This window comes from Afipia sp. GW821-FHT14H12 (genome assembly GCF_058803465.1).
Genome location: NZ_JBXAOZ010000001.1, coordinates 991834 through 1004394 on the forward strand (window position 1 = coordinate 991834; position 12561 = coordinate 1004394).

At 63.1% G+C, this 12561-nt stretch carries 12 protein-coding genes and 1 tRNA gene; 3 read left to right on the forward strand and 10 right to left on the reverse strand.

Translation table 11 applies throughout. The annotated features are described in order from the left end of the window. Positions 1-20: 20 nt before the first annotated feature. Complete coding sequence (locus AC1RNA_RS04965) at positions 21-977, reverse strand: glycoside hydrolase family 3 N-terminal domain-containing protein (protein ID WP_492950417.1); 957 nt, start codon at positions 975-977, stop codon at positions 21-23. Positions 978-1112: 135 nt separating this feature from the next. Between AC1RNA_RS04965 and AC1RNA_RS04970 the strand changes: the two genes are divergently transcribed. Together AC1RNA_RS04970 and murC are read left to right on the forward strand one after the other, a co-directional pair. Next, the gene (locus AC1RNA_RS04970; protein ID WP_009338390.1) at positions 1113-1721 is read left to right on the forward strand and encodes a YdcF family protein; all 609 of its coding nucleotides are present in this window, start codon (positions 1113-1115) and stop codon (positions 1719-1721) included. Continuing rightward, positions 1722-5654, forward strand: coding sequence for a UDP-N-acetylmuramate--L-alanine ligase (murC, locus tag AC1RNA_RS04975; protein ID WP_009338389.1), 3933 nt, complete (start codon positions 1722-1724; stop codon positions 5652-5654). A gap of 14 nt (positions 5655-5668) precedes the next feature. Here the strand turns inward: murC and AC1RNA_RS04980 are convergent. The 4 genes from AC1RNA_RS04980 to AC1RNA_RS04995 form a co-directional block, all read right to left on the reverse strand. After that, positions 5669-5745 (reverse strand) — tRNA-Arg (locus tag AC1RNA_RS04980). A gap of 51 nt (positions 5746-5796) precedes the next feature. Further along, complete coding sequence (locus tag AC1RNA_RS04985; RefSeq protein ID WP_009338379.1) at positions 5797-6201, reverse strand: YccF domain-containing protein; 405 nt, start codon at positions 6199-6201, stop codon at positions 5797-5799. A gap of 30 nt (positions 6202-6231) precedes the next feature. Next, on the reverse strand, positions 6232-6495 hold the full coding sequence (locus tag AC1RNA_RS04990; RefSeq protein WP_009338378.1) for an Ada metal-binding domain-containing protein: 264 nt from the start codon (positions 6493-6495) through the stop codon (positions 6232-6234). Positions 6496-6506: 11 nt separating this feature from the next. Beyond that, complete coding sequence (locus tag AC1RNA_RS04995; RefSeq protein ID WP_009338377.1) at positions 6507-7607, reverse strand: NADH:flavin oxidoreductase/NADH oxidase; 1101 nt, start codon at positions 7605-7607, stop codon at positions 6507-6509. 94 nt (positions 7608-7701) lie between these two features. On the opposite strand from AC1RNA_RS04995, the gene AC1RNA_RS05000 reads away from it, so the two are divergent. Then, positions 7702-8850: a DUF3095 domain-containing protein gene (locus AC1RNA_RS05000; RefSeq protein WP_009338376.1), complete on the forward strand. Its 1149-nt coding sequence runs from the start codon at positions 7702-7704 to the stop codon at positions 8848-8850. Between the two features lie 6 nt (positions 8851-8856). On the opposite strand, the gene AC1RNA_RS05005 is transcribed toward AC1RNA_RS05000, so the two are convergent. From AC1RNA_RS05005 to AC1RNA_RS05025, 5 genes are all read right to left on the reverse strand, one after another. Further along, complete coding sequence (locus AC1RNA_RS05005) at positions 8857-9522, reverse strand: MBL fold metallo-hydrolase (RefSeq protein ID WP_009338375.1); 666 nt, start codon at positions 9520-9522, stop codon at positions 8857-8859. Positions 9523-9583: 61 nt separating this feature from the next. Next, positions 9584-10141, reverse strand: coding sequence for a biliverdin-producing heme oxygenase (locus AC1RNA_RS05010; RefSeq protein ID WP_009338374.1), 558 nt, complete (start codon positions 10139-10141; stop codon positions 9584-9586). 19 nt (positions 10142-10160) lie between these two features. Continuing rightward, positions 10161-10391 carry a hypothetical protein gene (locus AC1RNA_RS05015; RefSeq protein WP_009338373.1) on the reverse strand — a complete coding sequence of 77 codons (231 nt, stop codon included), beginning with the start codon at positions 10389-10391 and terminating at the stop codon, positions 10161-10163. 107 nt (positions 10392-10498) lie between these two features. Further along, positions 10499-11071 (reverse strand): ActR/PrrA/RegA family redox response regulator transcription factor, encoded by a 573-nt coding sequence (locus AC1RNA_RS05020; protein WP_040298113.1) that lies wholly within the window; start codon positions 11069-11071, stop codon positions 10499-10501. A gap of 91 nt (positions 11072-11162) precedes the next feature. Beyond that, positions 11163-12494, reverse strand: coding sequence for an ActS/PrrB/RegB family redox-sensitive histidine kinase (locus tag AC1RNA_RS05025; protein WP_009338371.1), 1332 nt, complete (start codon positions 12492-12494; stop codon positions 11163-11165). Positions 12495-12561 lie beyond the last annotated feature (67 nt).

Below are 12561 nucleotides of genomic sequence, written 5' to 3' on the forward strand. Positions count from 1 at the left end.
GGGTCGTGATCGGTGACGTTCTACACCATGATCAGATCGTTGCCGGCGGCGAGGGCCGCGATGAACGCCGATTTGCGGTCCATGTCTTTGGCAAGCGCGGCCATGTCGATGTCATCGGTCATGATCACGCCTTGAAAGCGCAGCTTCTCGCGCAGCAGCCCGGTCGTGATCCGGCGGGACAGTGTTGTGGGTAGACGTGGGTCGAGCGAGGTCAGTTTCAGATGCGTGCCCATGATGAGGTCGACGCGGCCGTTGTTCATGAGGGCCGTGTATGGCTCCAGGTCGCGGGCCGACCAGGTTTTGGTGATGTCGGGAAGCTCGTCGTGGTTGTCTTCCATGACGTTTCCATAACCGGGAAAATGCTTCAGGGCGCACACGATGTGCGAGGCATGGAAGCCGTCGATGAAAGCGCGCGCATAGGTGGCGATGATATTCGGGTCAGACGAAAAGGCGCGTCCGAATTTTGCGATTGCCGGATTTCCGGGCGCATAAATGTCGATCACCGGCGCGAGGTTGATGTTGAAACCGGTCGCGGCAAACTCGGCGCTGACCTGTGTGTACAAATGGAGCGCCTCCGACGGGCTCATGCGTGCCGGAATATCGAACGCTTTTGGAATGCGCCTGCAGCCGTGAATCGGGATCAGCCGCTGGACCAGGCCGCCTTCATGATCGATGGCGAGGCGCAGGCGGGGCCGCGCGGCCTTGAAGCCTGCGACAAGGTCCTGAAGATCCCGATTGGACCCGACATTATCCTGGACGAAAAATACCGAGCCCACATGGCCATGACGAATGTGCCGGGCCAGCCGGATGGCGGAGGGCGAATGGGGGTTCGACCCGGCAAAGCCGACCATCAACAGGGATGCAACGTCGGAGGCGAGGGAAGCGGGTGGCTGAGCCGCCTTTGCCGCAAAAGTAGCAACGCCAGCGGCAGATGCTATAAAGGCACGGCGGCTTATCCGTGAATTGAAACGCGGCACTCAATCCCCAATCAGGCACATGATACGCTCTCACATTAAACCTGAAGCGTTACGAACCGTCGATAGTGGCAAGGACACACAGAGGATTGCGCTGTACCGATCCCTGCCGGTTACGCGGTAACGGGAGAGGCTCCGATGGAGTCCAGCCGCGACATACGCGTTGCAGAGGTCCGGGCGGCTGTCGCGCGGTTCCTGCATCTCGAGGATGAGCCTCAGCCGGTCGATCTGAGTTTCGTTCTGGGCAGCGCCACGCCTTCGAACATCGATCCCGCGATTGATCTGTTCAAGGCCGGGCTGACGAAGCGGATATGGATTTCCGGGAAGGGCCCCAAACCCCGGCGATGGCGGCCTTTCAAGAAAAACAAGGCCGAGCCGGAAAGCAGGATCTATCAGCGCATCGCGATCGAGCGCGGCATTCCCGCGGAGGCGATCTGGGTCGAGGATCGCTCCAGCAACACGCTGGAAAATTTTGTCTTCTCTGCGGAGATGATCGAGGCCGCGTTCGGCTGGACCAATATCCGCACGGTTTCCTTGACCGCGAAGCCCTATCATATGCGGCGCGTGCTGATGACTGCCCTCAAGGTCTGGCCGGCGCATCTGCGCTATGTGATGCGGCCGTCTTACGCCGAAGACGACCCGCCGCTGGACGTTTGGTGGACATCGCCAGTGGGTCGCTACTGGGTGATGAAGGAACTGCAGTCCATCGGCGCATATGCCATGAAAGGGGACATCGAGGGCTTTTAGGTGCGTGATCTTCCCCAGCACATTCACTTGATTGGCATCAACGGCTCCGGAATGACCGGGCTTGCCGAATATCTGGTCGGCCTTGGCAAGACGGTGACGGGCAGCGACCTCAATGCGCCGCATGATGGTTCTCTCGTGCAGAAGGGCGCCACGGTTTTTCACGGCCATCATGCGGATCACGTCAACGGCGCCGGAATGGTGGTTTACAGCGACGCCATCCCGTTCTCGAACCCCGAGCTTGCCGAAGCGCGGCTTCGGCAGATTCCGATCGCGAAGCGTGCCCAATGTCTGGGGTTGCTGCTTGAACATTCGCGCGCGGTGGCGGTGTCCGGCTCGCATGGCAAATCATCCACCACGACGATGATCGCGAACATCCTGCGCGCGAGCGGGCAGGATGTCTCCCATGTCGTCGGCGCGCCCTCGGAATGTCTCGACAATATCCAGGGGCGGTGCGGCGCATCGGACATCTTCGTGGCCGAGGCCTGCGAGGCATTTCAGAATCTCGCGCCGTTGTCGCCGGACATCGCGCTGATCCTCAATATCGACGACGATCATATCGAGCATTATGGCTCGGTGGAAAAACTGCACGGCGCGTTCCGGGATTTCGCCGGGCGAATCCGCAATGGCGGCGCGCTGATCGTCAATGGCGAGGATGCGCGGGCGCGGGACATCGCGGCAAGTGCAATCGCGCCGGTCACGACGTTCGGCTTTGCCGCCGGGTTTGATGTTCATGCCGCTCATATCGCAATGGACGGTGGCGGCTCGACATTTTCCGTGATCGCTTATGGCGCAGAACTTGGAACCCTGCGGCTGAAGGTGCCTGGCCGGCATATGATCGGCAATGCGCTGGCGTGCGTTGCCGCATGTCTCGCGCTCGACGTGTCGTTTGCAGGAATCCAGCGCGGTTTCGAGCAATTCACCGGCGTGTCGCGGCGATGGCAGATGCACGGGGAGGTCCATGGCGTCCGCCTGATCGACGATTATGCGCATCACCCGACGGAGCTGAGAGCCTGCCTGGAAACCGCAAGGCTGATCGCCGCTCATTCCGGGAGCCTTTGTATCGCGTTTCAGCCGCAACTTTATTCGCGCACGCGGCGCCTGCTTGGCGAATATGTCGAAGTGCTGAAAGGGTTCGACCGCATCGGACTCGTTGAAATCGACGGCGCCGGTGAAAAGAACACGTTCGGCGTCAGCGTCCATCATCTGGCGGATACATTGCGCGAGGCCGGGAAGACAGTGTGCGCCTTCCCGGATGCCGGAGAACTGCTGCAGAACATATCGAGCCTTGCCTCGACGGGCGACACGCTGATCTTTGCCGGTGCGGGCAACATCCGGCAGGCGGCGACGGATTTCGCAAAGGGCGGATTCGCCTTAGCGCCGGTGCCGCAATCAGGCGCGCTGCCCGATGCTGCGAACGAAACTGCATCCCTGACCGGGAAGGTGCGGGCTTTTTCCGTTCCGGAGGACGACGCTGGCGAGCGCAAGATGGGCTGGCTCGGCCATGCTCGCCCGAAGACCGTGCTCGATTTTTTCAATCGCCATGTCAGGCGACGCCCCGATGCGCCTGCCGTGTCCGGCGAGGCTGGAACGCTGACCTATCGCGAGCTGGATCGTTCGGCGGCGCGTCTTGCGGTGATCCTGCTGGAACAGGGCATTCAGCCCGGTGCGGCCATAGGCGTGTCGCTTTCGTCATCCGTCGAACTGATTATCGCGATCGTCGCCATCGCGAAAATCGGCGGCGTTTATCTTCCGCTCGATTCCAGTCTGCCGCCCGAGCGGGTGAAGTACATGCTCAAGGCTTCGCATGCGTCGCTGCTGCTGACGCGGGCGCAATCCGCACACGATCTGCCGGCCTTCGGAGTGAGGCGAAGCTATATTGAGCAGTGGCTACGTGAAACCCCGGTGGGAAATCCTGATCTGGAGAGCCTCGCGCCACGTGGCGGTGATGCTGCCTATATCTGCTTCACATCGGGCTCAACCGGCAGACCGAAAGGCATCGCGATCTCCCATCGCTCGCTGTTTCTGTTGTGCAAGGACATCACGAGGCGATTCAAGGTCCGGCCCGGCGCGCGGGTGTCGATCAACACCTCGATCAGTTTCGACATCTCGCTTGGCGAAATCTGGATGTCGCTCACAGGCGGCTCGCAGGCTTGCGCGACCGACTGGATCAAGCCGCTGGTCGGCCAGCGTCTGGCCGATTTCATCAACGACAAGAAGATAACCCATCTGTCGGTCACGCCGAGCATCCTGATGAGTGTCCCGGTGCAGACGCTGCAGTCGCTGAAATGCATCGTTTCGGTGGGTGAGGCATTGCCGGAAGTTCTGGTGAGGCGATGGGCGAGGGGCCAACACCTTATCAATGCCTATGGCCCGACCGAGGCGACGATCTATGCGACCGCCGCTCTGTGCCGCAGAAAGCGGCCGGTGACGATCGGACGGCAGCTTGGGCATGTGCGCGCCCTCGTTCTCGATCAAAACCTTTCGCCGGTGGCGAGAGGCGAGATCGGCGAGCTGTGTCTTGAGGGGCCCGGTGTCGCACGGGGCTATATCGCGGGCACCGAGGGCAGCTCGAACAATTTCGTCGCGAGGGGTGAAGTAGGGCGCGAGACCGTTCTGTACCGCACCGGTGACATGGTTCGCAAAGATCGTTGGGGCCGCCTTCTCTATCTTGGCCGCGCCGACAATCAGATCAAGATCAACGGCAACCGGATTGAACTTGAGGAGGTCGAGTCCCGCCTGAGGGAAGCCCCCGGCGTGCGCGATGCCGTCGTCTGTGTTCAGACCGCGCGCGAGCAGAAGGATTTGATCGGCTTCGTCGTGCTTGAGGCGGACGCAGACCTGCAATCGATCCGCGCACGCCTATCGTCATGGCTTCCGGAAGCGATGCTGCCGAAGCAGATCATCGAGGTGCCTGAAATCCGCCTGACGCCGAGCGGAAAGAAAGACCGGAACTGGGCGCTGACGAATTTCGGCAGGCGCGCGGTGAGCCGGCCGATCTATGCTCCGCCGGAAAAGGAGATTGAAAGGCAACTGCTCGGGATCTGGAAAGCGGTGTTGGCGTCGGAATTCGATCTGGGCTTGTCCGATTCGTTTCACCGCCTTGGCGGCGATTCGCTGCAGTTTCTGCTGATGATCGAGGAGGTCGAGCGCACGTTTGGCGTGCGGGTGCCTCCCGGTGCGTTTCACGCCGGCCTCAACGCGCTGGAAATGGCGGCTGCCATCGAAACCCTGGCGCAGGACAAATCCGGCGACCTGCCTGCGGATGGATCGTTCGAAAGCGGGCTTCTCTACAAGCGGCTGAAGCAGTTGACGTTCGGCTGGGGCGGCGAGCGGAAAACGCCCGGCTCCCTCATCATGTCGCATGTCTCGCCGCGCGCTCGCTACCAATTATTCATTTGCGTGCAACTCGATGAAGAAATCGAGATGCTGGCGCATGCCTTGGGGCCGGATTTTTCCGTGCACGGCATGCGCTCGGGCAGTCTCATGATGGAGTACAGCGAGGCGCAGGTGACCGCATTGGCCGAATATTATCTTCAGGAGATGTTGCCCCTGTTAGACGGCGGTGAGATTGTGATGGCGGGCATTTGCCAGGGCAGCCTGATCATGCGCGAGATGACGCTGCGTCTGACGGAGCTCCATCAGCCGCCGAAATTGTTCGCCGTGATCGAACAGGCACGGCTGTTCGCCTACCCCGGCCCTATCGCATTCTTCTATTCGGAAGACGGCTTCCTCAACCCGATGCGGCGGTTCGAGAGCGAGCTGGAGCGTTACGACCAGATTTACGGCGATTCCTACACCGTCGATCTGGTGCCTGGCGTCCACGGCGACTTCCACCGCGAGCCGAACGTGCATCATTTCGCCCGCGCGCTGCGCGCGCGGCTCGATGCCGCGCCTGCCGCCCGAGCCGGACAGCGCGTGGGACAATTTAGCTAAATTGTTGAATTTGCTGGCGCACCCGACACGATTCGAACGTGTGACCTTTGCCTTCGGAGGGCAACGCTCTATCCAGCTGAGCTACGGGTGCCTGATGTCCCTTTATCGGATCGCGCCGGTCTCGGCAACGCGAACCTGAGGGTTACGCCGGGACGATGGTCTTGCCGATCGGCCACAGCGCGATGCCCGCGAGCTTGAGGTGCGCCCACGCAAACGGCAGGCCGACGATGGTGATCGCCATCAAGAGTGCGGTGCCGAGATGGCCGAGCGCCAGCCACCAGCCCGCCAGAATGAACCAGATAATGTTGCCGATCACCCCGAGCGGCCCGGTACCGACATCGGAACGGCCGGTGACCATTTCACGAGAGATCGCGCGCTGGCCGAACGGAAACAGCGTGTAGCCCGCAATCGTCATGGCCGCGCGCGCCCATGGGATGCCGATGATGGTGATTGCCATCAGCACGGCCGCGACCATCCAGCCGACCGCCATCCAGAAGCCGCCGAGCACGATCCAGAGAATGTTCAGGAGAAGCGAAACCGGAGACATGTGCGGCCCTCGTGGTTTGCGTTGCGCGCGTCACGTTTTTCGTGCGCGCCACGCTCGATATTGGGTCGGCAGGCAGACCGCGCAAGGACGGTATCCGGCGCCAATCGCGCTGGCCTCGTCGGCGAAGAACACCCTGTGCCGCCGGTAGGTGTCGCCCTTGGTGAGTGCAAGGGTGGCGGTGCGGCAATCGAGGCGGCCATAGATGCGCTGCTTTTTATGACCACCGAACTGCCCCGGTGCGGTGCTGTCATAAAACGCGCCGTCAGGCCCGAGCAGGCGATAGGTTTTGGGCATGCCGGTCGCCGTCAAGGCGCGTCGAACAAATCCGAATGGCCGTGCGGGGCGCAGCGCAGATATTGCGGCGGTGCGTGAACATGATCGCCAAGCTCGGCGGCGGCGTGCCACGGCCAGCGCGGATCGTACAGCGCGGCGCGTGCCAATGCGATCGCATCGGCCTGACCCTTGGTGAGAATCTCTTCCGCCTGCTTGGGCTCGGTGATGAGACCGACCGCGATGGTGGGAATGCCGGCCTCGGCGCGGATGCGCTCGGAGAAGGCGACCTGATAGCCCGGGCCGAGCTTGATCTGCTGCGAAGGCGTCAGCCCGCCGCTGGACACGTGGATCACGGGGCAGCCGCGGGCTTTCAATTGTTTCGCGAAGGCAATTGAACCATCGACATCCCAGCCGCCATCCGCCCAGTCGGTCGCGGAGAGGCGGACCCAGACCGGTTTGTCCGCCGGAAATGCCGCGCGCACCGCGTCATAGATTTCGAGTGGAAACCGCATCCGGTTCTCCAGGCTGCCGCCATATTGATCGGTGCGTGCGTTGGAGAGCGGTGACAGGAACTGATGCAGCAGATAGCCGTGCGCGGCGTGAATCTCGATGCCGTCGAATCCGAGTTCGGCTGCGCGCTTTGCCGCGCGCACGAAATCGTCGCGCACGCGCGCAAGTCCCTGTGCATCGAGTGCGGTCGGCGGATTTTCTCCTGCCGCGAAGGGAAGTGCGGAGGGCGCTTCGGTCTGCCAGCCGTCTTTCCCGCCCGGCGGAATCTGCCCGCCGCCTTCCCACGGCACCTTGGTCGAGGCCTTGCGGCCGGCATGGGCGAGCTGGATGGCGACCTTGATCGGCGAATAAGCGCGCACCGCATGTAGCACGCGCGCCAGCGCCTTCTGATTGGCATCGGAGTAGAGGCCGAGATCCTGCGGCGAGATGCGGCCTTCGGGCGATACGCCGGTGGCTTCCAGAATGAGGAGGCCCGCACCGGATAGCGCCAGATGGCCGAGATGGATCATGTGCCAGTCGGTGGCGCTGCCGTCCTCGGCGGAGTATTCGCACATCGGTGCGATGATAATGCGATTGGAGAGGGCAAGCTGGCCCAGGTGCCAGGGTGTGAACAGTTCACTCACGTGTGATCTCACTATCGTTGGTGCGGCGGACTTGGTAGCAGACCGCACCGCATGATCCAAATGAGACAGAAGAATGAACCGGAGCGAAAACGGAATGAATCGGGACAATGATGCCGCGTTCTATTCCGGCATTCCGGTATTCGATGATTTCGGCCGGCTGATGGAGCCGTCGTTCTACCGTCCGCTGCCGGACGGCTGGCTGATCGGCACCGCCGACATCGTGCGTTCGACGGAGGCGATCGCCAATCAGCGGTACAAGGCCGTGAACATGGCGGGCGCGGCGGTGATCGCGGCGATGACCAATGCGATGGAGTTGCGTGATTTTCCGTTCGTGTTCGGCGGCGACGGCGCGAGCTTCGCTGTGGCGGCCGCCGATCGCAAGATTGCCGAACGTGCCCTCGCAGAAACAGCCGCATGGGTGAAGGAGGCTCTCGATCTCACCATGCGCGTCGCGCTTATTCCAATCGAGGCGATCCGCGCGGAGGGGCTCGATGTGAGCGTGGCGCGCTATGCGCCGTCACCCAATGTCTCTTATGCGATGTTCGAGGGCGGCGGCCTCAAATGGGCCGATGCCGCGATGAAGCGGGGCGCGTTCGCGGTGCCGCAAGCGCCGCGTGGCAGCCATCCCGATCTCACCGGCCTGTCCTGCCATTTCTCCGAGATCATGTCGGCGCGCGGTGTGATGCTGTCGATTCTCGTCGTGCCGCATGGCGAGGATAAATCTGCATTCCGTGCGGTGATCGAAAGAATGCTGGCGCTGGTGGAGATGAGCCCGGAGGGGGGCCGTCCGATCCCGCCGCAAGGCCCGCCGCGCCGCTGGCCTGCGCCGGGCGTGGACTACGTCGCGCGCACTCGCCAACGCGGCCCCTTGTGGTGGCGGCGCATCGCCGTCACGGGATGGACGCTGTGGCTCTACGTGCTGTTTCGCTTCAATCTGCGCGTCGGTGGATTTTCCGCGCCGGTCTATATGCGCGAGGTGGTCGAGAACTCCGACTTCCGGAAATACGACGACGGCTTGCGCATGGTGATCGATTGTTCGCCGCCGACCGCGCGCGCGATCGAAACGCTGCTGACCCGCGCGGCGGACATGGGCACGATCCGCTACGGCCTGCACCGGCAGGATGCCGCGCTGATGACCTGCTTTTCGCTGCCGCAGGCGCAGGCCGGGCATTTCCATTTCATCGACGGCGCGCGCGGCGGCTATGCCTCGGCGGCGGTCGCGCTCAAGGCCGCGATGGAGTGACGGCGCTCACGCCATGCCGGTGAGGAACGGATTGGTCAGCCGTTCCTGGCCGATGGTCGAGCCCGGGCCGTGGCCGCAGATGAAGCCGACCTCGTCGCCGAGCGGCAGCACCTTGTCGCGGATCGAGGCCAAGAGCGTCTCGTGATCGCCGCCGGGCAAATCGGTGCGTCCGATCGAGCCGTTGAACAGCACGTCGCCCATGATCGCGAATTTCATGGCCGGGTTGAAGAACACCATGCTGCCCGGCGAATGGCCGGGGCAATGCAGCAGCTCGAACGTCAGTTCGCCGACGCTGACCTTGTCGCCTTCGCTGAGCCAGGTATCCGGCGTGACGTCGCGCAGGCCGGTGAGGCCGTAGCGCCGCGCGCTGTCCACGACATGATCGAGAAGAAACTTGTCGGCGATGTGCGGGCCGGTGATCGGCACCTTGAGATGCTCGCGCAGCTCGTCGGCGCCGCCAACATGATCGACATGGCCATGGGTGAGCCAGATGTGCTCGACCTTGACCCCGGCCTGCTTGATCGCGTTGAGGATGTCGAGCACGTCGCCACCGGGATCGACCACCACGGCCTTTTTCGTTTGCTCGCACCACAGCAGCATGCAGTTCTGCTGGAACGGCGTGACGGGAATGATGGTTGCGCCGGCCTTGGGCGCTTCGGTCTGCTCGGTCATGCGGCCACAAAGCGCATTTTCCGCTCCCGGCCAAGTGAATTTTAGCGAGTCAATTCGCTGGCTATTCGGCGGCGGTGCTGACGATCGGCACCAATGCGCTCTCGAACATGCCGAACGCAATCTCGGCGCCCTGCACCACGGATCGCGGGTCGTTGAGCGCGGCCGGATGGGTTTCCAGCGCGTCGAGGAATGTCGGCCACAGCCGCTGGCCGAAACCATGCCGCAGATATTTCGTGGCACCGATCGAGCAGGAGTCGGGATATTGCGCGAGGCGCGACAGCATCACGCGCGCGCCCATGCGCAGGGCTTCCAGCACATAGACCGTGCCGAACATTTGTGCAGGGTTGTCGAGATGCGGCTCGGGCAGCGGATCGCAGGACGCATCCATCACGATCAGGTCGTGCTCGAGCGCGGCGGTGCGGGCGCGGCGCGGCCAGTCAGACAGGATGAATGCGACGCCGTTGCGCTCGAGCGCGGCTTCTATGGGGAACAGGGCCTCGGCCTGCCCGCGCAGAAAACTGGCGTAATAGCGCGGCTTGCTGAGGTCGAGCCACGACAGCGCAAGGTCGAGACGCCGGTGGGAGGTGTGGGTCGCTTCGCGGATGAGATCGTGGATCATGGCCCGCTCGCGGATGGTCTCAGGCCCTGGAGGGTCGCGTGACGACGATCTCGCGCGCCGGCACCAGTTCGGCGAGAAGGTCTGCGATATAATTCTTGGTGATCTGCGCGGGATAGGACGGGCGGCCGCACACGGTGACGCGGGGCGCGCCCAGCGGCTTGTCCCAGTCCACGCGGTAGTCTTCCAAGAGGCCGAGCCGCTTGGTGGCTTCGAGACGCGTCGAGATGTCGATGTGGCGGGCTTTGCGCATGGACCGTCGATTGCTCCCTGAATTCACCGGTGCAACGCGGAGCAGCCCAAAAAAGTTCCGGCCCGCTGCGAGCGGGCCGGATGACGAATTCGGATTTGAATTTTGGCTTAGCGCGGCGCGCGCTTGGCCAGAATGCGCTGGAGCGTGCGGCGGTGCATGTTCAGCCGCCGCGCGGTCTCCGAGACGTTGCGGTCGCACATCTCGTAAATCCGCTGGATGTGCTCCCACCGCACCCGGTCGGCCGACATCGGGTTCTGGGGCAATTCCGACTTGGCACCGCCGACCGCGAGCAGCGCGGCGGCAACTTCGTCGGCATCCGCCGGCTTGGCGAGGTAGTCGACCGCGCCGAGCTTCACCGCGGTCACCGCGGTGGCGATGTTGCCGTAGCCCGTCAGCACGATGGCGCGGGCACCCGGGCGCTTGCTTTGCAGCGCGGCCACGACATCGAGCCCGTTGCCGTCACCGACGCGCAGATCGACCACCGCGAAGGCTGGCGGTGACTGTTCGATGGCGGTGAGGCCCTCGGGAACGTTGTCGCAGCTCGTGACGGTGAACCCACGGGTTTCCATCGCGCGCGACAGGCGCTCGAGAAAGGCCTTGTCGTCCTCGACGATCAGCAGGGTGCGGGGCGCGGGCTCGACAGGCAACTGATAGGAAGACGATTGGGTGGCTGCGTACATGGCTTTTCCTTTGTCCATGGTCATCCTATTCCAAATTGATCCGGCAATATGTCGGGTCCCTGCGTCAGAACGCCTCACCCGAGCTTAGTCCTTAAGTAGGACCGCTGACACCGGTTTCAAAGCGCTCGCGCGGCCAGGAAATGGTGACGATCGCGCCATGGTCCGGGAACGGCCGATTGGCAAAACCGACCTTGGCGCCGGTCCGTTCCAGCAGGGTACGGGCGATGAACACCCCGAGCCCCAGTCCGCGATGGCCGCTCCGGCTGTCGCCGACGGCCCGGCGGGAGAGGTAGGGTTCGCCGATCTTCTTGAGGAGGTCGGGCGGGATGCCCGGGCCGTCGTCGGAGATGACGATGTTGACCTCCTCCAGACTCCACCATGCATTGATCTCGACCGCGTCGCGGGCAAAGTCGACCGCGTTCTCGACGAGGTTGCCGATGCCGTAGAGCACCGCTGGATTGCGCAGGCCGACGGGTTCGGGCGGGCTGCCGCCGGAGATGCGGATTTTCAGGTCGATGCCGAATTCGCGATGCGGCGCCACCACCTCCTCGATCAGGTTGGTCAGTGGCATGCGGTCGAACGGCGCGCCGCTTGATGAAAGCTGGGTGATCTTGGCGAGGATGTCGCGGCAACGTTTCGCCTGTTCGCGAATGGTGGCGACGTCGGTGATCAGCGGATCGTCCGGCGCCCGATCCTTCGCGGCGTTCTGCAATTCATTGGCGATCAGGAAGATGGTCGACAGCGGCGTGCCGAGTTCATGGGCTGCTGCTGCGGCGAGCCCGTCGATCTGGGTGAGATGCTGCTCGCGGGTGAGGACCAGCTCGGTGGCGGCGAGTGCGTCGGAGAGCTTGCGGGCTTCCTCGGTCACCTGGAAGGCGTAGAGGCTCGTCACCACCAGCACCATGATGATCGAGAGCCAGACACCAAACATATAGGTTGGCGGCAGCACCAGCGGCTCGTCGCCATTCCACGGCAGCGGCAGATGGAAGAAGCCCAGAATGGTGGCGCAGGTTGCGGCCAGTAGCCCGAGCGCGATGGTGTAGCGGGTCGGCAGCGCCGTCGCCGAGATCAGCACCGGCGCGAGGAACAGAAACGAGAACGGATTCTGCAATCCGCCCGTCAGCATCAGGAGTGCCGCGAGCTCGACGATGTTCATGGCCAGCAGTGCTGCGGCGAATACCGGATCGAGCCGATGCGTCGGCGCGAAGGCGATTTGCAAAGCGAGGTTCAGGCCTGCCGAAAGGCCGATGACGATGAGGCAGGGCAGGATCGGGACTTCGAAGTCGAAGCCCTGCGCCACGATGAAGATCGCGGCGAGCTGTCCCAGAACGGCAAGCCAACGCAGCCGCAGAATCGTGTGCAGACGCACGTCCGGCCGGGGATGCCGGAAATCCGAGTGGAGGGTGTCGCCCATGACCGTCATTTATACGTCAACCCTCGATTGCGGAAAGTTCCGAGTGCCTGAGGCACGCATGATTAAGGGTGAGAAA

Excerpts from the sequence above, each read along its gene's own strand:
- AC1RNA_RS04990 (WP_009338378.1), bottom strand. The coding sequence starts at position 6,495 with ATGCCCAAAACCTATCGCCTGCTCGGGCCTGACGGCGCGTTTTATGAC.
- AC1RNA_RS05020 (WP_040298113.1), bottom strand. The coding sequence starts at position 11,071 with ATGTACGCAGCCACCCAATCGTCTTCCTATCAGTTGCCTGTCGAGCCC.
- AC1RNA_RS05025 (WP_009338371.1), bottom strand. The coding sequence starts at position 12,494 with ATGACGGTCATGGGCGACACCCTCCACTCGGATTTCCGGCATCCCCGG.
- AC1RNA_RS04970 (WP_009338390.1), top strand. The coding sequence starts at position 1,113 with ATGGAGTCCAGCCGCGACATACGCGTTGCAGAGGTCCGGGCGGCTGTC.
- AC1RNA_RS05000 (WP_009338376.1), top strand. The coding sequence starts at position 7,702 with ATGAATCGGGACAATGATGCCGCGTTCTATTCCGGCATTCCGGTATTC.
- AC1RNA_RS05005 (WP_009338375.1), bottom strand. The coding sequence starts at position 9,522 with ATGACCGAGCAGACCGAAGCGCCCAAGGCCGGCGCAACCATCATTCCC.
- AC1RNA_RS05015 (WP_009338373.1), bottom strand. The coding sequence starts at position 10,391 with ATGCGCAAAGCCCGCCACATCGACATCTCGACGCGTCTCGAAGCCACC.
- AC1RNA_RS04985 (WP_009338379.1), bottom strand. The coding sequence starts at position 6,201 with ATGTCTCCGGTTTCGCTTCTCCTGAACATTCTCTGGATCGTGCTCGGC.
- AC1RNA_RS05010 (WP_009338374.1), bottom strand. The coding sequence starts at position 10,141 with ATGATCCACGATCTCATCCGCGAAGCGACCCACACCTCCCACCGGCGT.